The following is a 17964-nucleotide window of genomic DNA, read 5'->3' as shown; positions in this document are numbered from 1 at the left end:
AGGTTTCCTGCCCGACGCGTCACAGCATTTAGCACCGCACCCCACCCCCGCCAGCCGTTTCAACTGTGGCCGAAACACCGTGGTAACAGCCGGTGATGGCATGCATACTCAGTGATGGGGAGATTGAGGATGCAACAGGTGGGGATTTCATGCTGCGTATTCATTTCACGGAGAAGGATCTCGCGCGGGTCCGGATGGCCCCCGGGCCCGACCCGCTGTGGGAAACGATTCTCAGCTTTCACCGAATAAGGGATCGGCGCGCTCCGCTTGCCTATGGGGAATGGCGGGCGGAGGCCCGTAGCCGGTTGAATGGTGAAACAAGCCTGCTCTCGGCGCTCGTACCGCAGCGCGGCTATTTCCCGGATTTCCTGACGCCCGTCCAAGGCCGCCTCGGCCTGGAGGCGGGCCTCGAAGCCCTGCGCGCCACCGCGAGCGAGCGGGTCCGCGGTGACTTGGCGCTGCTGAGGGCGGGCGGGACCCGATCCGTACGGAAGGACCCCGGCCAGCGGCTGGCCACGTTCGCCGACGGCGGCCCCGGCCATCTCGGCCGGCTCGTGGAGGCGGTGCGTACGTACCACCGGGCGGCCGTCGAGCCGTACTGGGCCCATGTCCGCACCAGGGTCGAGGCGGACCGCGCGCTGCGCGGCCGGGCGCTGCTCGACGGCGGCTCGGACGAGCTGCTCTCCTCGCTGCCGCCGATGGTGCGCTGGCGCGGGCCCGTGCTGGAGGCCGACTACCCGGTCGAGCGCGAACTCCGCCTGGAAGGGCGGGGGTTACTGCTCCAGCCGTCGTTCTTCTGCCGCACCACCCCGGTCGTCTACCGCGATCCGGCGCTGGCGCCCGTCCTCGTCTATCCCATCACCCACTCCGAGGCGCCCGCCGCCACCGACCGCGTGGGCCCCTCGCTCGGCCGGCTCGTCGGCCACACCCGCTCGGCCGTGCTGCGCGCCATCGAGCACGGCTGTACGACCAGTGAACTGGCCCGCAGGACCGGGGTGTCCCTCGCCTCCGCCAGTCAGCACGCGTGCGTCCTGCGCGAGGCGGGGCTGATCAGCACGCTCCGGCACGGCAACGCCGTGCTGCACACCCTCACCCCGCTGGGCGGCGCGCTCCTGCGGGGCGGGGTCCGGGTGGACGGACGCCACGCCCGTAACAGAAGGTCCGTTTCCTGACGCGCCCGTGAGGTTCCCGGAGTCGGCACGTGCCACCGCGGCACGTGCCGCTTTCGTTCCGCTCCGGTGACGTCGTTGACGAACGCCTGTGCGGAGGAGCCGCCCGCCATGGGAAAACGCCAACCTCCGTGCCCTGCCCCGGTCCGGCCCGCCGCCCGCCCGGCGCCCTCCGCTTCGTCCGGCACCGACCCGCGGCGCGAAAACCTCTGGACTTGCTCAACTCCGCGGGGAGGCGATGGACAGGGCACTCGGCCCGTCCATAAAGTCGCGATCATGCCCGATATATCGCTGACCATGCTCGTCGTTCTCTGTGTCGCCGCCGCGGCGGCGGGTTGGATCGACGCCGTGGTCGGCGGGGGAGGGCTGCTCCTGCTGCCCGCGCTGCTCCTCGGTCTGCCGCACGTACCGGCCGCGCACATCCTCGGCACGAACAAGGCGGTGGCCCTCGTCGGCACCTCGGGCGCCGCGGTCACCTACGTACGCAGGGCTCCGGTCGAGGTGGGGACCGCCGTACGGATCGGACTCATGGCGCTCGCCGGGTCGATGACCGGCGCGTTCTTCGCCGCGGGGATCAGCAGCGAGGTGCTGCGGCCCGTGATCATGGTGGTGCTGCTGGCGGTGGCGGCCTTCGTGATGCTCCGGCCGGCCTTCGGCAGGGCGCAGGCGGGCGAGCCGGCCGGCCGCGCCCGCGTCGTCTCCGCGATCGTGCTGGTCGGCGGCGGGATCGGCTTCTACGACGGCCTCTTCGGACCCGGTACGGGCACCTTCCTCGTCCTCGCGCTCACCGCCGTACTCCATCTCGACCTCGTACGGGCCTCGGCCACGGCGAAGATCGTGAACGTGTGCACCAATGTCGGGGCGCTCGCGATGTTCGCCTACCAGGGGACGGTGCTGTGGCAACTCGCCGGGGTGATGGCGGTGTTCAACCTGGCGGGCGGGATGTTCGGCGCGCGGATGGCGCTCAGGAAGGGCAGCGAGTTCGTGCGCGGGGTGCTGCTGGTGGTGGTGTTCTCGCTGGTCGCGAAGCTGGCGTTCGACCAGTTCACGGCGTGAAGGGCCGACGGCCGCGCCGCCGTCGACCACCCGGCGCGAGGCCCGCACGGCGGCCCGGAAGACGTAAGACACGCGAGGCCCGGTGTGCGTCCGGTCCGCTCCGGCCCCGCCGGCTCAGGTGTTCCGCGCGCCGATGAGATGGGCGTACGCGACGACGTTGCCCTGATAGCCCGTCTTCGCGGAGAAGCCGCCGCCGCAGGTGATCACCCGCAGCTCGGCCCGGTCGGCGGCGCCGTAGACCTTGTCGTCGGGGAAGTCGGTGTTCTCGTACACCTCGACGGCGTCGACGGTGAAGACGGCGGTACGGCCGTCCGAGCGGACCACCTCGACGCGCCCGCCCTTCTTGAGCGTGCCCAGGGCGTAGAAGACGGCCGGTCCGCGCGCGTTGTCGACATGCCCGGCGAGGATCGCGGTGCCCTTGGCGCCGGGGGCGGCACCGTCCTTGTACCAGCTGACGACATTGCCGTTGCCGGCCGGCGGCACGTCGAGGCTCCCGTCCCGCGCCAGCCCGAGCCCGAGGACCGGCGCGTCGACCTCGATGCCGGGGATGCGGACGGCGACCGGCGCGGCGGCCGGCAGCGGGTCGGCGGCGGCCTCCGTGTAGTGCCCGGGACCGGCCGCGAACGCCTCGGCGGCCGACGGCATGGGCGGCGTGACGGGCTGGAAGCCGTTGTGGACGAGCCAGGCCCCGGCGCAGAGCGCGAGGACGACGCACCAGCCGGAGCGCCGGGGAGCCGTAGCGGCGGCATCGGTGGCCTGGTCGGCCTCGGCGGTCATGGGGCGGGCCTCCTGGATCGGGGAGGTACGGAGGTTCCCCGCCCCCGGCAGCGATGAGCATGACGGGGACGGGGACGCGGGCGGAACCGGGGCGGCGCCGACCGCCCCGTCAGCCTTCCCGCGCGCCGCTCGCCCGGCGGCGCAGGAGCCGGGTCCCGCCAACGGCGGCCACGGCCAGGACGGCCACGCCCGCCGCGATCTGAGTGGTGTCGCGGCCGACGCTGCCGCCGACCCCGGTCTTCACATGGCCGCTCGGCCCGCGGTGCTCCACGTACAGCTCGCCGGTGGCCTCCCGGCCGTTGTCGCACCGTACGCGGATCTCGTGGTCGCCCGGCCGCACGTCGTCCGGCACCCGGAACTCCCCGGTCGCGCGCTCCTTGTCGTGACGGGGGTCGAGCCGGAAGTCCCGGACCCCGAGCGACCACGCCTCGCCCTTGCCGTGGCCGTCATGGCCGCAGGCGCCGGTGGAGACGGTCACCAGGGTGCCGGGGCGCGCGTTCCTCGGGGACAGCTCCAGCCGGCCGTGGCCCCCTCGGTCGTGGTCCCCCCGCTCGTACCCTCCCCGCTCCTGATCTCCCCGTCCGTGGTCCCCGCGCTCGTGGTCCCCGGCGAACGCCGAGGACGCGCCCGCGGCGCAGAGCCCGAGTGAGGCGACCGCCAGCGCGGTACCGGTGAGCAGGCGGGCAGTGGGGCGGCGCATGGTGATCCTCCGGGGCAGGCGCGGGGCGCTGGGGACGCGGCCGGCGTGTCGGGTGCTTCCCTTCCGAGATAAGGCGCCCGGCGCCGCGCACGCCTGCTGATGGAGGATCAGTTTCCCCGGCGCGGAGCCGCGCGCCGACCGCGCCGACCGGAATACCCACAGGTCAGAGCGGAGCCCCGGCCCGACCCGATGTCATGCGCCGTCCGGTGCCGAACGGGTGAGGGGGCGGTGCCGATGGGTCAGATCAGCTCCCGCTCCACCCCGTCGTAGACCTCGCGCACCGTCGTGAGGAGCGCCGCGTCGCCCGGGAGGACCGTGTCGTCGATCCGGGAGACGGCCACGATGCCCAGCGAGTTGGTGACGAAGGCGGCGCGGTAGCGGGGCAGGTCGGCGAGGGTCACCGCGCGGCGCACCGAGGTGAGACCGGCGGCCGGGAGACGCGTCTCCAGCAGGGCCATGGTGATGCCGGTCAGCGCGGGCGCGTCCGGCCAGACGACCGTGTCGCCGTCCCAGAAGGCGATGTTGCTGATGGCACCCTCCGACACGACCCCGCCCGGCCCGGTGAGCAGCGCGTCGTCGAAGCCCGCCCGCTCCGCGACCCGGCCGTAGTGGAGCTGGGCGAAGCTGCCCAGGTGCTTGAGGTGCGCGACCGGGCGCAGGTACGGCACGGACATCAGGCTCACCGCCCGCTCCCGCGTCCCGGCGGGCGGCCGTACGGTCACCATCAGCGCGATGCCGCCGGCGCCGGGCCGCTCGTGCGCGTACACGCGGGCCGACGCGTCCCGCACGTCACCGAGCGCGTGCCGCAGCGCCGACCGCACCCGCCCGCCGTCCAGCCCGGCACCGAACAGCTCCCGGCTCGCCCCGTCCAGCCGCGCGAGGTGCTTCGCCAGCCCGCGCACCCGGCCGTCCCTGACCTGGAGGGCGGTGAAGTGCCCGTACGTGTTCATGACGCGCTGCCCGAGTTCCGCCTCGGTGGCGGGGCGTTCGTCGACCTCGATCAGCAGGCCGGGCGCGGGCGGGGACACGGGTCCGGCGGGCGCGGTACGGGGGGCCGGGCGGGGCGTGGAAGTCGTCATACCGCCACCGTAGGGGGCGCGCGAGGGGGCCGGGGACGATCCGGAGAGGGCGGCGCGGGCCGCCGGGGCCGTACGGTGCCAGGGGCGGCCGGCGGGCCGGCGCCGGACGGCCTCTCCGCTCTCCTCCTCTCCCGTCCCCTCCGTACGAAGGAGCCCCCTCCATGACCGCAGCCACCCCCGCGACCCCTGCTTGCCTCACCGTGCTGACCACCACCGACAGCGCCGACCGGGCGGCGGAACTCGCCAGGGGCGTGATCGAGGCCGGGCTCGCCGCGTGCGCGCAGGTCTCCGCGCCGGTCACCTCGGTCTACCGCTGGCAGGGCGCGATCGAGACCGCCGAGGAGTGGCAGGTCCTCTTCAAGACCACCGCCGCGCGCTACGAAGCGCTGGAGGCCCATCTGAAGGCCGCCCACGGCTACGACACCCCGGAGATCATCGCCCTGCCCGTGGTGCGGGGGAGCGCCGCGTATCTGGCGTGGGTCGCCGAGGAGACCACCGCGCCGTGAGCGCGGCACACGAGAAGGCGTGAGCGCGGCGCGCGGGAAGGCGTGAGCGCGGCACACGAGAAGGCGTGAGCGCGGCGCGCGGGAAGGCGTGAGCGCGGCGCGCGGGAAGGCGTGAGCGCGGCGCACGAGCAGGGCGAACGGTCATGGCCCGACGTCCCCCCGCCCGTGCGTCGCCAGCGCCTCCGTCACCCCCGGTTCGGCCGGACCGAGGAACGTGGGGTCACGGCGGACCACGGCGTCGGCCGCCGCCTTCCCCGACGCGAAGATCTCCCGTACCCCGCCGTAGTACCAGGTCGCGTCGTGCGGCTCGGCGACCCCGACGCCGTACGACTCGACCCCCGCCGCCCGGCACAGCGCCACCGCGCGCCGTATGTGGAACCCCTGCGTCACCAGCACGGCACGCCCGACCCCGAAGACACGCTTCGCGCGGACACAGGAGTCCCAGGTGTCGAAACCCGCGAAATCGCTCACGATCTGCCCGTCCGGCACACCGCGCCGCACGAGATACGTCCGCATGGCGTCGGGCTCGTCGTACTCCTCCCGGCTGTTGTCCCCGGTGACGAGCAGGACCTTCACCTTGCCCGTGCGGTACAACTCGGCCGCCGTGTCGAGCGGTGGGCGAGATACGGCGTCGGCCGGCCGGAGATCAGCCCGGCGCCGAAGACCACGGCGACATCGCGCGCGGGCACGTCGGCGACCGTACGGACCCGGCTGTCGGCGGCCGCGTGCAGCCAGGTCGAGGGCAGCAGCGCGAGCACGCACCCGAGCATCACGGTCTGCGCGGCGCGGCGCTGTCCGCGCCGGGTGCGCCACGGTCGCGGGCGCGGCGGCCCGGGCGGTGTCATGGGTCGGTGTCCCCCTGCCGAGTTGCCGAATCGCTTGACGCGTTTGTGTGTGGCCGTCCCGGTACGACTCGTTCCGTACGACCCGTCCTGTACGACGACCGGAGCCACCGATCGGTTTCCTCGCGCCCCGCCCGATCTTCCGCCGGTTCGTCACCCGCGTACGCCTCAAACCGCCCGTTCCGGTTACGGTCGGTGCATGGCAGGCATCCCGTACGACGACGCATCCACCGAACGCTGGGCCGCCGAGCCGGACAAGCGCCCCGGCCGCACCGCGTTCCAGCGCGACCGCGCCCGCGTGCTGCACTCCGCCGCGCTGCGCAGGCTCGCGGGCAAGACCCAGGTCGTGACGCCCGGTTCGTGGAGCCGGGAGTGGGACGCCAGCCCCCGCACCAGACTGACCCACTCCCTGGAGTGCGCCCAGGTCGGCCGCGAACTGGGCGCCGCCCTCGGCTGCGACCCGGATCTCGTCGAGGCCGCGTGCCTCTCCCACGACATGGGACATCCGCCGTTCGGCCACAACGGCGAGCAGGTGCTCAACGACTTCGCCACCGACTGCGGCGGCTTCGAGGGCAACGCCCAGTCGCTCCGGCTGCTCACCCGGATCGAGCCGAAACGTTTCGTACGGGCCCCCGGGGGCGGCGATCTCGTCAGCGTCGGCCTCAACCTCACCCGGGCCGCCCTGGACGCCGCCACCAAGTACCCCTGGCCGCGCGGCGGCCACCCCACAGAGCCCGGCTCGGTGAAGTTCGGGGTGTACGAGGACGACCTGCCCGTCTTCGACTGGGCCCGCAAGGGCGCGCCGGCGGACCGCACGTGCTTTGAGGCGCAGGTCATGGACTGGTCCGACGACGTCGCCTACTCCGTCCACGACTTCGAGGACGCCCTGCACGCCGGCCATGTCGACCCCTCGGCGCTCGCCTCCGCGACCGAGCGGCGGGAGATCTGGAAGGTCGCGATCGGCCGCTACGTACCGGCCGGGACCGACCCGGAGGAGCTGGCCGCCGCGCTCGACCGCCTCATGGCACAGGAGTGGTGGCCGCACCGCTACGACGGCTCCGCCCTCGCGCAGTCCCGACTCAAGGACGCCACCAGCCAGCTCATCGGCCGCTTCTGCGAGGCCGCCGAGGGGGCGACCAGAAAGCGGTACGGGACAGGCCCGCTCACCCGCTACACCGCCGAACTGGTCGTCCCGCGCGCCGCCCGCCACGAGTGCGCGGTCCTCAAGGCCGTCGCGGACCGCTATGTGATGCAGCGCGCGGAACAGGAGAAGCTCCGGGCCGACCAGCGCGTCGTCCTCGCCGAGCTGGCCGAGGCGCTCACGGCGCGCGCGCCCGAGGGGCTCGACCCGCAGTTCCGCGCCCTGTTCGACACGGCCGGCGACGACCGGGCGCGTAAACGCGTCATCGTCGACCAGATCGCCTCGTTCACGGACGCGGCGGCCCGCTCCCTGCACAGAGGGCTCACGAACCGCCTCTGACCGGCGAGGACCGGCGGGCACGGGCCACACGGGGCGCGAGGCAGGGGGCGGCAGGGCACGAGCCGCCCGGGCCCCTCATGCCTCACCGCCTCCGATACGGGCATATACCAGAGGTGCCGGATCACGGTGGGACACCGACCGCGGGACCGGCCCCAGGAGCGCTCCCCCTTTCGCCGTGAGGCTCGGTACGGGACGCTCGCAGATGGCGGCAGCGCGAAGAGGAGGCATCAAGTGGTCGACGCACATCGGACATTTGTCATCGTCGGCGGAGGGCTGGCCGGGGCGAAGGCCGCGGAGACCCTGCGCGCGGAGGGGTTCACCGGCCGGGTGATCCTGATCGGTGACGAGCGCGACCACCCCTACGAGCGCCCGCCGCTCTCCAAGGGCTATCTGACCGGCGCGGAGGAGCGCGGCAGCGTCTTCGCGCAGGAGCCCGCCTGGTACGCCGGGGCGCGGGTCGAGCTGCACCTCGGCCAGGCCGTCACCGCCGTCGACCGGGACGCCCGGTGCGTCCTCCTCGGCGACGGCACCGCCCTGCGGTACGACAAGCTGCTGCTGGCCACCGGCGCCGAACCGCGCCGCCTCGACATCCCCGGCACCGACCTGGCGGGCGTCCACCATCTGCGCCGGCTCGCCCACGCGGACCGGCTGCGCCAGGTCCTGGCCGCACTCGGCCGGGACAACGGCCATCTGGTGATCGCGGGAGCGGGCTGGATCGGCCTGGAGGTCGCCGCGGCGGCGCGCGGATACGGCGCCGAGGTCACCGTCGTGGAGGCCGAGGCGACGCCGCTGCACCAGGTCATCGGCCCCGAACTGGGCCAGCTGTTCACCGAGATCCACCGGGACCACGGCGTACGGTTCCACTTCGGCGCCCGGCTCACCGAGATCACCGGGCAGGACGGCATGGTCCTGTCGGCCCTCACGGACGACGGCGAGGAGCATCCGGCGCACGACGTCCTGGCCGCGATCGGCGCCGCCCCGCGTACCGCCCTCGCCGAGGCCGCCGGGCTCGCCCTCGCTCCCCGGTCCGCGGGCGGCGGCATCGCGGTGGACGCCTCGCTGCGCACCTCCGACCCGGACATCTTCGCCGCCGGTGACGTGGCCGCCTTCCCGCCGGTCGGCTGGGGCGGCTCGCTCGGCGCCGAGCGGGTACGGGTCGAGCACTGGGCCAACGCCCTCAACGGCGGCCCGGCCGCCGCGCGCGCCATGCTCGGCCAGGACGTCGTCCACGACCGCGTCCCCTACTTCTTCTCCGACCAGTACGACCTGGGCCTGGAGTACTCGGGATGGGCGCCGCCCGGCTCCTACGACCAGGTGGTGGTGCGGGGCGACGCGGGAAAGAAGGAGTTCGTCGCCTTCTGGCTGAAGGACCGCCGGGTGCTCGCCGGGATGAACGTGAACGTGTGGGACGTCACCGAGCACATCCAGCGCCTGATCCGCTCCGGCGCGCCGCAGGATCTGGACGCCCTGGCCGATCCGAACGTAGCGCTGGCCTCGCTCGGCGGATAGCCGGGCCCTTCGCCTCCGCCCGCCGGAGGGCTGTCCGCGTGTGTCGGCGCGGGCCCGTAGAATTCACGCGTGGCAGGCAGGATCAACGATGACGACGTGAAGGCGGTCCGGGACGCGGTCCCGATCGACGCCGTCGTGTCCGAGTATCTCCAGCTGCGCAGCGCGGGCGGCGGCAATCTCAAGGGGCTCTGCCCCTTCCACGACGAGAAGTCCCCCTCCTTCCAGGTCAGTCCGAGCAAGGGTCTCTTCCACTGCTTCGGCTGCCAGGAGGGCGGGGACACCATCGCCTTCGTCATGAAGATCGACCACCTCTCCTTCTCCGAGACGGTCGAGCGGCTCGCCGCCCAGGCGGGCATCACCCTTCGTTACGAAGAAGGCGGGTACAACCCGTCGAGCCAGCGCGGCGAGCGCACCCGGCTGGTCGAGGCCCACAAGATCGCGGCGCGCTTCTACGTCGAGCAGCTCGCGGGCGACGAGGCCGAGATCGGCCGCCGGTTCCTCGCCGAGCGCGGCTTCGACCAGGCGGCGGCCGAGCACTTCGGCGTCGGATACAGCCCGGTCGGCTGGGACCACCTCACCCGCTTCCTGCGCGGACAGGGCTTCTCCGACAAGGAGTTGCTGCTCTCCGGTCTCTCCCAGGACGGCCGGCGCGGCCCGATCGACCGGTTCCGCGGCCGGCTGATGTGGCCCATCCGCGACATCTCGGGAGAGGTCGTCGGCTTCGGCGCGCGCAAGCTGCGCGACGACGACAACGGCCCCAAGTATCTGAACACCCCCGAGACCGCGATCTACAAGAAGTCCCAGGTGCTGTACGGGGTGGACCTGGCGAAGAAGGACATCGCCAAGTCCAGCCGGGCCGTTGTCGTCGAGGGGTACACCGACGTGATGGCCTGCCACCTGGCCGGGGTCACCACCGCCATCGCCACCTGCGGCACGGCCTTCGGTGGCGACCACATCAAGATCCTGCGCCGGCTGCTGATGGACAACGGCAGCGCCCGGGTGATCTTCACCTTCGACGGGGACGCGGCGGGCCAGAAGGCGGCGCTGCGCGCCTTCGAGGACGACCAGAAGTTCGCCGCCGAGACCTACATCGCCATCGCCCCCGACGGCATGGACCCCTGCGAGCTGCGGCTCGCCAAGGGCGACCAGGCCGTCGTGGACCTGGCACAACCGCGCACGCCGCTCTTCGAGTTCGCCATCCGGCAGATCGTCTCCCGGTACGACCTGGAGACCCCGGCCGGCCGGGCGGCGGCGCTGGACGAGGCCGCGCCGATCGTCGCCAGGATCAAGAACGGCTCCTCGCAGCACGAGGTGGCCGTCCAGCTCGCCGGCATCCTCGGCATCCTCGACACCCAGTTCGTGGTCAAGCGCGTCGCCCAGGTGGCGCGCTGGGCGCGCGACCGGGGCGGCCGGGGCCCGTCGGCCGGCCCCGAGCGGCGCGCGCCCCGGTCGTACGAGACGGGGGCGCGACCGGCACCCTCCGGCCCCGCCCTCACCCTGCGCAGCCCCGCCCACCGCACCGAGCGCGAGCTGCTGAAGCTCGCGCTCCAGCGCCCCGAGCTGGTCTCCCCGGCCTTCGATGCCTACGGCGAGGACGAATTCACCGCCCCGCCGTACGCGGCGGTGCGCCGCGCCATCGAGGAGGCGGGCGGCGCCGAGTCGGGCCTCCTGTCCGCGCCCGAGTATCTGGCCAGGGTCCGCGAGGCGGCCCCCGACGACCAGGTGCGCGCCATGGTCACCGAGCTGGCGGTGGAGGTCTTCCGGGGCAAGACCATCGACGAGATCTACGCCGGACAGCAGCTCGTCCAGGTCCGGCTGCGCGCCGTCGACCGCCGCGTGCAGGACGTCACGGGCACGCTCACCCGGCTCGGCACCCAGGCCGACCCGGACCACCACGCGGCCGTGCAGAAGGACCTGTGGATCCTCCAGCAGTACGGCCAGGCCCTGCGGAACTCGGGCGCCGACGCGCTCTGAGAGCCGTCCGGCCCGGCGTCCGCCGGCGCCTCCCTCCCCACCCCGTCCACCGGGCCGCCGCGCCGCTCCCGCCCGTACGGTCCGCGCCGCCCGCGTAACGGCACGATTACGCGCGGGTTCAGAAAGTCACCGCACGCCCCTCGTGGCAGCGATATGCCGTACCGCACACTGGGGGGCGGTGCTGAGTCCCCCGGAGTGCGGCCCGGCCGCCTCCGCCCCGCCGCCGTACTCCCCCCGGACGGCAGCGATCACCCAGGAGGTCGCCCCCGTGCAGACCCAGTTGCTCACCGAGCGCTCCGTGGAGTCACCCCTCGTGCCCGAGCCTCCGGGCGGGCACGGCGGCCGTACCGACTCCGGCGGGGCCTCGTCCGACCTCTTCCGGCAGTATCTGCGGGAGATCGGCCGTATACCGCTGCTCACCGCCGCCGACGAGGTCGAGCTGGCCCGCCGCGTCGAGGCGGGGCTGTTCGCCGAGGAGAGACTGAGCCGCACTCCCGACCCCGACTCGCGGCTCGCCCTGGACCTCGACCGGCTGGTCGTGCTCGGCCGGATGGCCAAGCGCCGGCTGATCGAGGCGAATCTGCGGCTCGTCGTCTCGGTCGCCAAGCGCTATGTCGGCCGCGGTCTGACCATGCTCGATCTCGTCCAGGAGGGAAACCTCGGCCTGATCAGGGCCGTGGAGAAGTTCGACTACACCCGCGGCTACAAGTTCTCGACGTACGCGACCTGGTGGATACGCCAGGCGATGTCCCGCGCCTTGGCCGACCAGGCCCGTACGATCCGCGTCCCGGTCCATGTGGTCGAGCTGATCAACCGGGTCGTACGGGTCCAGCGCCGGATGCTCCAGGAGCGCGGCCAGGAGCCGACCCCCGAGGAGGTCGGCGCCGAGCTGGACCTGGCCCCCGCCCGCGTCAGAGAGGTGCTGCGGCTCGCCCAGGAGCCCGTGTCCCTGCACACCCCGGTGGGGGAGGAGGACGATGTCGCGCTGGGGGACCTGATCGAGGACGGCGACGCCCCGTCCCCGGTCGAGTCGGCCGCCTTCCTGCTGCTGCGCGAACACCTGGAAGTGGTGCTCTCCACGCTCGGTGAGCGCGAACGCAAGGTGGTCCAGCTGCGCTACGGGCTGGACGACGGCCGGCCGCGCACCCTGGAGGAGATCGGAAGGATCTTCGGCGTGACCCGCGAGCGGATACGCCAGATCGAGTCCAAGACCCTCGGCAGACTGCGCGACCACGCCTTCGCCGACCAGCTGCGCGGCTACCTGGACTGAGCCGGGCCCCCGCCCACGAGTCCCGGCCCCCCGCCGACGAGTCCCGGCCCCCCCCGCCCACGACCCCGTCCGGACGCGCGTCCCTCAGTCCACCTCCACGGCCGCCTGCGCGAACTGCGCCGAGTACAGCCGCGCGTACGCGCCCCGCGCCTTCAACAGCTCCTCGTGCGTGCCCTGTTCGACGATCGAGCCGCTCTCCATCACCAGAATCACGTCGGCGTCCCTGATCGTGGAGAGCCGGTGCGCGATGACGAAGCTCGTCCGCCCGTGGGCCAGCCGCGCCATCGCCTTCTGGATCAGCACCTCGGTACGTGTGTCCACCGAGCTGGTCGCCTCGTCCAGCACCAGGATCACCGGGTCGGACAGGAACGCCCGGGCGATGGTGATCAGCTGCTTCTCCCCGGCGCTGACGCCCGAGCCCTCGTCGTCGAGCACCGTGTCGTAGCCGTCCGGGAGGGTACGGACGAACCGGTCGGCGTGGGCCGCGCGCGCCGCCTCCTCGACGTCCGCGCGCGTGACCTCGCGGGAGGCGCCGTACGCGATGTTCTCCGCTATCGTGCCGCCGAACAGCCAGGTGTCCTGGAGCACCATGCCGATCCCGGACCGCAGCTCCTCGCGCGAGATCCGCGAGATGTCCAGGCCGTCCAGGGTGATCCGGCCGCCGCTCACCTCGTAGAACCGCATCAGCAGATTGACCAGTGTGGTCTTCCCCGCGCCGGTCGGGCCGACGATGGCGACCGTCTGCCCCGGCTCCACCGAGAGCGACAGGTCCTCGATCAGCGGCTTCTCCGGGTCGTAGCGGAACGACACGTTCTCCAGGGCGACCTGCCCCTGCGGCTCGCGCAGCCGCTCGATCGAAGGGGCGTCGGCCTCCTGCTCCTCCGAGTCCAGCAGCTCGAAGATCCGCTCCGCCGAGGCGACTCCGGACTGCACCAGATTCGCCATCGAGGCGACCTGGGTCAACGGCATCGAGAACTGCCGCGAGTACTGGATGAACGCCTGCACGTCGCCGATCGACAGCGTGCCGGAGGCGACCCGCAGCCCGCCGACGACCGCGACCAGCACATAGTTGAGATTGGAGACGAAGAGCATCAGCGGCTGCATGATCCCGCTGTTGAACTGCGCCTTGAACCCCGCCTCGTACAGCTTGTCGTTCTGCTCGCGGAAGCCCTCGGCGGACTCCTCCTGCCGCCCGAAGACCTTCACCAGGGCGTGCCCGGTGTACATCTCCTCGATATGGGCGTTGAGCGATCCGGTGACCTTCCACTGCTGCACGAACTGCGGCTGCGACCGCTTGCCGACCTTCGCCGCCACGAACACCGACAGCGGTACGGTCACCAGCGCGACCAGCGCCAGCAGCGGGGAGATCCAGAACATCATCCCCAGCACACCGATGATCGTCAGTACCGAGTTGACCAGCTGCCCCAAGGTCTGCTGCAAGGTCTGCGAGATGTTGTCCACGTCGTTCGTCGCCCGGCTCAGCACCTCACCGCGCGGCTGCTGGTCGAAGTACGACAGCGGGAGCCGCGACAGCTTCGCCTGGATGTCCTCCCGCATCCGGAACACCGTGCGGTTGATCACGCGGATGGACAGCCGCGTCGACACCAGCATCAGCAGACCCGCGCCCACGTACACCAGCAGCGCCACCAGCAGGACGTTGCCCACCGCGCCGAAGTCGATGCCCTGGCCGGGGGTGAAGTCCACGCCGGAGAGCAGATCGGCGAGTCCGCCGTCGCCCTTGGCGCGCAGCGCGTCGACGGTCTGCTCCTTGGTGGCGCCCGCGGGCGTCTGTCGCCCGACGACCCCGGCGAAGATCAGGTCCGTCGCGTTGCCGAGGATCTTCGGCCCGACGACCGACAGGGCGACGCTCAGCACGCCGGCCCCCAGCATCCACCCCAGCGTCGTCCGCTCCGTGGCCAGCCGCCGCAGCAGCCGCTTGCCCGACTCCTTGAAATTCATGGACCGCGCGGCGGGACCCGCGGCCATCATGCGTCCGCCCGGACCGCTCATCAGGCAGCCTCCGCCTCGGTCAGCTGGGAGAGGACTATCTCCCGGTATGTCTCATTCGATGCCATCAATTCGTGATGGCGGCCCGACCCGACGACCCGGCCCTCGTCCAGGACCACGATCCGGTCGGCGTCACGGATCGTGGAGACCCGCTGGGCGACGATCACGACGGTCGCCTCGGCGGTCTCCCGCGCCAGCGCGGCGCGCAGCGCGGCGTCCGTGGCGTAGTCCAGCGCGGAGAACGAGTCGTCGAACAGATAGATCTCCGGCCGCCGCACCAGCGTCCGCGCGATGGCGAGCCGCTGACGCTGCCCGCCGGAGACATTCGTGCCGCCCTGGGCGACGGGCGCGTCGAGCCCGCCCTCCAGCGCCTCGACGAACTCCTTGGCCTGCGCCACCTCCAGCGCGTGCCACAGCTCCTCGTCGGTGGCCGCCGGATTGCCGTACCGCAGATTCGTCGCGACCGTGCCGGAGAACAGATACGGCTTCTGGGGCACCATGCTCACGGTCCGCGCCAGCAGCGCCGCGTCGATCTCCCGTACATCCACCGCGTCGACCAGCACCTGCCCGCCGGTGGCGTCGAACAGCCGGGGTACGAGACCGAGCAGCGTCGACTTCCCGCTGCCCGTCGACCCGATGACCGCGGTCGTCTCGCCGGGACGCGCGACGAAGGACACCTCGCGCAGCACCGGCTCCTCGGCGCCGGGGAAACGGAACTCCGCGCCCCGTATCTCCAGATGCCCGTGCCGCCGCAGCTCCCGCACGGGGTTCGCGGGCGGTACGACGCTCGACCTGGTGTCCAGCACCTCCTCGATGCGCTCGGCGCACACCTCGGCGCGCGGCACCATCATGAACATGAAGGTGGCCATCATCAGGGCCATCACGATCTGCATCAGATACGCGAGGAACGCGGTCAGCGCGCCGATCTGCATCCCGCCGCTGTCGATGCGGTGCGCGCCGAACCAGACGACGGCGAGCGACGACAGATTGACCACCGTCATCACGGTCGGGAACATCAGCGCCATCAGCCGGCCGGTCGACAGCGCAACCTCGGTCAGCTCCGTATTGGCGCCGCGGAAGCGATCCTTCTCGTAGTCGTCCCGCACGAAGGCCCTGATCACCCGGTTGCCGGTGATCTGCTCACGCAGCACCCGGTTCACGGTGTCCAGCCGGGTCTGCATCAGCCGGAACAGTGGGCGCATCTTCCTGATGATGAGGGTGACGCAGATGCCCAGCACCGGAACGACGGCCAGCAGTACGGCGGAGAGCGGGACGTCCTGGCCGAGGGCCATCACGATGCCGCCGACACACATGATGGGCGCGGACACCATCAGCGTGAACGTCATCAGGACCAGCATCTGCACCTGCTGGACGTCATTGGTGGTGCGGGTGATCAGCGAGGGAGCGCCGAAGTGCCCCACCTCGCGGGCGGAGAAGCTCTGCACCCGCCCGAAGATCGCGGCCCGCACGTCCCGGCCGAGGGCCGAGGCGGTACGCGCGCCGTAGTAGACGGCGCCGATGTTGCAGATGACCTGGACCACGCTGACGGCGATCATGATCCCGCCGAACTCCAGGATGTAGCCGGAGTCCCCCTTCACCACACCGTTGTCGATGATGTCGGCGTTCAGCGTGGGCAGATACAGGGTGGCGCAGGTCTGCAGCAGCTGGAGCGTCACCAGCAGGGCTATGGATCTCTTGTAGGGAGCGAGATGGGCTCGCAGAAGTCGTAGGAGCACGCGGAATCTCTCGGGGTCGGCTCGGGTCCGGTGGGCAAGACCGGAGAGTGGGGTCCGACCCCATCTTGCGGCACCGCACCCGTGGAACCCCAAGGATTTATGTACAAAGACGGGTCAAGAACATCGGCGGCCCGAAGCGGCCCGAAGCCGTTCGGCGCGCGGCGGGCCGACGCGCCGCGCGGACCGGTCGAACCGGGCGGACCGGGTGAACCGGGCGGACCGCCGGGAGGCGACCCGGTCGACGGGCCGTCCCGTCGGCGACACGGAACCCGCACCCGCCCGCCGCCTGCCCCGGAGCACCGGCCGCTTCCCCCTCTCGTACCGGCGGGCGGCCCGACCGGGCCGGGCGCTCAGCCCGTGGGCCCGAACGCCCCGGGGTGGATCTGCTCCCGCGTCGCCGCGTACTGCTGCCGTACAGCTGTCCCCACCGCCGCGTCCTCACCCGGCTCGAAAAGCTGCGCCGCCGCGCCCTGCCAGGCCGGCGGGGTGTGCGGGGCCAGGGTCCCCCGAGCGACCCCGAGGGCCCACGCCGCCTGCCGCGCCGCGCCGATCGCCGCGTAGTCGGCGGGCTGCGGCACGACGACCTGCGCGCCGAAGATCGCCGGGGCCACGGCCTGGACGGCGGGCAGCTCGGCTGCGGCACCCAGCAGGAACACCCGGCGCACCTCCACCCCGCGCCCGCGCAGCACGTCCATCGCGTCGGCGAGGGAGCAGAGCATCCCCTCGAACGCGGCCCGCGCCAGATGCTCCGGCTTCATCGACTCACGCCGCAGGCCGGTCAGCGTGCCGGCCGTGTGCGGGAGCTGCGGCGTGCGCTCGCCCTCCAGGTACGGCAGGAACACCAGCCCCGAGGAGCCCGGCGTCGACTTCAGCGCCAGCGCGGACAGTTCGCCGAGGTCCGCCGTGCCCAGCAGCTCCGACGTGCCGCGCAGCGCCCGGACCGCGTTCAGCGTGTGCACGACCGGCAGATGCATCCCGGTGGCGTCGGCGAAGGAGGTGATCAGCCCCGACGGATCGGCCGCGGCCTCGTGGTGCACGGCCATCACCGACCCCGAGGCCCCCAGCGACACCACGGCGTCCCCGGCCGCGACACCGAGCCCGAACGCGGCGGCCATGGTCTCCCCGGTCCCCACCGAGATCAGCAGCCCCTCGGGGGTGGTGCCGGCGGCCTCGGCGGGACCGAGCACATCGGGCAGCGCGGCCTGATGCCCGAGCGCCAGCTCCACCAGGTCGGGGCGGTACGCCCCGGTACGGGCCGACCAGTAGCCGGTGCCGGACGCGGCACCCCGGTCCGTCGTCCGGCGGGCCGGTCTTCCCAGCAGCTGCCAGACCAGCCAGTCGTGCGGCTGCATCACCAGCGCCGTGCGCTGCGCGGCCTCCGGCTCGGCCCGCGCCATCCAGCGCAGCTTGGAGACGATCTGCCCCGACTGCGGTACGGAACCGATGGCCTCGGCCCACGCCTGCCGCCCGCCCAGCGCGTCCACCAGGTCCGCGGCGGCGACCTGCGCGCGCTTGTCGTTACCGAGCAGCGCTGGCCGTACGAGATTGCCCTGCCGGTCCAGCGCCACCATGCCGTGCTGCTCGGCCGACACGCCGATGGCCTCGACCCCCTCCAGCAGCCCGCCGGACGCGGCCTCGCCGAGGGAGAGCAGCCAGACCTGCGGATCGACCTCCGTGGCCTTGGGTTCGACCGGATGAGGCGCGTACCCCTGGCGCAGCACGGCACCTGTGTCGGAGTCACATACGACGACACGTGTGAACCCGGACGAACTGTCCAACCCGGCGACTATTCCCATGACACCCGATTCTGCCGCACGCGCGGCGGGACGGGCGCTCCCGGGACCCCGCCGGCGGGGAGC

The 17964-nt window shown here is 72.5% G+C and carries 13 protein-coding genes and 1 pseudogene; 7 read left to right on the top strand and 7 right to left on the bottom strand.

The annotated features are described in order from the left end of the window. Positions 1 to 149: 149 nt before the first annotated feature. Positions 150 to 1172, top strand: coding sequence for an ArsR/SmtB family transcription factor (locus ACFY6S_RS10535; protein WP_388821468.1), 1023 nt, complete (start codon positions 150 to 152; stop codon positions 1170 to 1172). Between the two features lie 273 nt (positions 1173 to 1445). Next, the gene (locus ACFY6S_RS10530) at positions 1446 to 2225 is read left to right on the top strand and encodes a sulfite exporter TauE/SafE family protein (RefSeq protein WP_388821465.1); all 780 of its coding nucleotides are present in this window, start codon (positions 1446 to 1448) and stop codon (positions 2223 to 2225) included. Positions 2226 to 2339: 114 nt separating this feature from the next. Here ACFY6S_RS10530 and ACFY6S_RS10525 read toward each other — a convergent pair whose 3' ends face one another. The 3 genes from ACFY6S_RS10525 to ACFY6S_RS10515 form a co-directional block, all read right to left on the bottom strand. Then, positions 2340 to 3002: a class F sortase gene (locus ACFY6S_RS10525; protein ID WP_388821462.1), complete on the bottom strand. Its 663-nt coding sequence runs from the start codon at positions 3000 to 3002 to the stop codon at positions 2340 to 2342. 109 nt (positions 3003 to 3111) lie between these two features. Next, positions 3112 to 3702, bottom strand: a complete 591-nt coding sequence (locus ACFY6S_RS10520; RefSeq protein ID WP_388821459.1) for a hypothetical protein — start codon at positions 3700 to 3702, stop codon at positions 3112 to 3114. A 239-nt stretch (positions 3703 to 3941) separates the two neighbouring features. Then, on the bottom strand, positions 3942 to 4781 hold the full coding sequence (locus tag ACFY6S_RS10515; RefSeq protein WP_388821456.1) for an aminotransferase class IV: 840 nt from the start codon (positions 4779 to 4781) through the stop codon (positions 3942 to 3944). A 161-nt stretch (positions 4782 to 4942) separates the two neighbouring features. On the opposite strand from ACFY6S_RS10515, the gene cutA reads away from it, so the two are divergent. After that, positions 4943 to 5287 (top strand): divalent-cation tolerance protein CutA, encoded by a 345-nt coding sequence (gene cutA / locus ACFY6S_RS10510; RefSeq protein ID WP_388821453.1) that lies wholly within the window; start codon positions 4943 to 4945, stop codon positions 5285 to 5287. A 141-nt stretch (positions 5288 to 5428) separates the two neighbouring features. Here the strand turns inward: cutA and ACFY6S_RS10505 are convergent. Then, positions 5429 to 6132, bottom strand: a pseudogene (locus tag ACFY6S_RS10505) (vancomycin high temperature exclusion protein). A gap of 196 nt (positions 6133 to 6328) precedes the next feature. Here ACFY6S_RS10505 and ACFY6S_RS10500 point away from each other — a divergent pair. From ACFY6S_RS10500 to ACFY6S_RS10485, 4 genes are all read left to right on the top strand, one after another. Next, positions 6329 to 7609, top strand: coding sequence for a deoxyguanosinetriphosphate triphosphohydrolase (locus ACFY6S_RS10500; protein WP_388821450.1), 1281 nt, complete (start codon positions 6329 to 6331; stop codon positions 7607 to 7609). Positions 7610 to 7840: 231 nt separating this feature from the next. Beyond that, positions 7841 to 9118 (top strand): NAD(P)/FAD-dependent oxidoreductase, encoded by a 1278-nt coding sequence (locus tag ACFY6S_RS10495; protein WP_388821447.1) that lies wholly within the window; start codon positions 7841 to 7843, stop codon positions 9116 to 9118. A gap of 69 nt (positions 9119 to 9187) precedes the next feature. Continuing rightward, entirely contained in the window at positions 9188 to 11092 is a 1905-nt protein-coding gene (dnaG, locus tag ACFY6S_RS10490; protein ID WP_388821444.1) for a DNA primase, read from the top strand. A gap of 142 nt (positions 11093 to 11234) precedes the next feature. Then, a complete protein-coding gene (locus ACFY6S_RS10485; RefSeq protein ID WP_388821441.1) occupies positions 11235 to 12362 on the top strand; it encodes an RNA polymerase sigma factor in 1128 nt (375 codons plus the stop codon). A gap of 84 nt (positions 12363 to 12446) precedes the next feature. On the opposite strand, the gene ACFY6S_RS10480 is transcribed toward ACFY6S_RS10485, so the two are convergent. The 3 genes from ACFY6S_RS10480 to ACFY6S_RS10470 form a co-directional block, all read right to left on the bottom strand. Continuing rightward, a complete protein-coding gene (locus tag ACFY6S_RS10480) occupies positions 12447 to 14372 on the bottom strand; it encodes an ABC transporter ATP-binding protein (RefSeq protein ID WP_388821438.1) in 1926 nt (641 codons plus the stop codon). Continuing rightward, positions 14372 to 16105 (bottom strand): ABC transporter ATP-binding protein, encoded by a 1734-nt coding sequence (locus ACFY6S_RS10475; RefSeq protein ID WP_388821435.1) that lies wholly within the window; start codon positions 16103 to 16105, stop codon positions 14372 to 14374. Before ACFY6S_RS10475 ends, ACFY6S_RS10480 begins: the two co-directional genes overlap by 1 nt. Before the next feature lie 350 nt (positions 16106 to 16455). Then, positions 16456 to 17901, bottom strand: a complete 1446-nt coding sequence (locus ACFY6S_RS10470; protein ID WP_388821433.1) for an FGGY family carbohydrate kinase — start codon at positions 17899 to 17901, stop codon at positions 16456 to 16458. Positions 17902 to 17964: the final 63 nt, after the last annotated feature.

It is taken from the genome of Streptomyces sp. NPDC012835 (genome assembly GCF_042900885.1).
GTDB lineage: Bacteria > Actinomycetota > Actinomycetes > Streptomycetales > Streptomycetaceae > Streptomyces.
This window is presented reverse-complemented; position numbering and strand designations above follow the sequence as displayed.

Excerpts from the sequence above, each read along its gene's own strand:
- ACFY6S_RS10535 (WP_388821468.1), top strand. The coding sequence starts at position 150 with ATGCTGCGTATTCATTTCACGGAGAAGGATCTCGCGCGGGTCCGGATG.
- ACFY6S_RS10530 (WP_388821465.1), top strand. The coding sequence starts at position 1,446 with ATGCCCGATATATCGCTGACCATGCTCGTCGTTCTCTGTGTCGCCGCC.
- ACFY6S_RS10525 (WP_388821462.1), bottom strand. The coding sequence starts at position 3,002 with ATGACCGCCGAGGCCGACCAGGCCACCGATGCCGCCGCTACGGCTCCC.
- ACFY6S_RS10520 (WP_388821459.1), bottom strand. The coding sequence starts at position 3,702 with ATGCGCCGCCCCACTGCCCGCCTGCTCACCGGTACCGCGCTGGCGGTC.
- ACFY6S_RS10515 (WP_388821456.1), bottom strand. The coding sequence starts at position 4,781 with ATGACGACTTCCACGCCCCGCCCGGCCCCCCGTACCGCGCCCGCCGGA.
- cutA (WP_388821453.1), top strand. The coding sequence starts at position 4,943 with ATGACCGCAGCCACCCCCGCGACCCCTGCTTGCCTCACCGTGCTGACC.
- ACFY6S_RS10500 (WP_388821450.1), top strand. The coding sequence starts at position 6,329 with ATGGCAGGCATCCCGTACGACGACGCATCCACCGAACGCTGGGCCGCC.
- ACFY6S_RS10480 (WP_388821438.1), bottom strand. The coding sequence starts at position 14,372 with ATGAGCGGTCCGGGCGGACGCATGATGGCCGCGGGTCCCGCCGCGCGG.
- ACFY6S_RS10470 (WP_388821433.1), bottom strand. The coding sequence starts at position 17,901 with ATGGGAATAGTCGCCGGGTTGGACAGTTCGTCCGGGTTCACACGTGTC.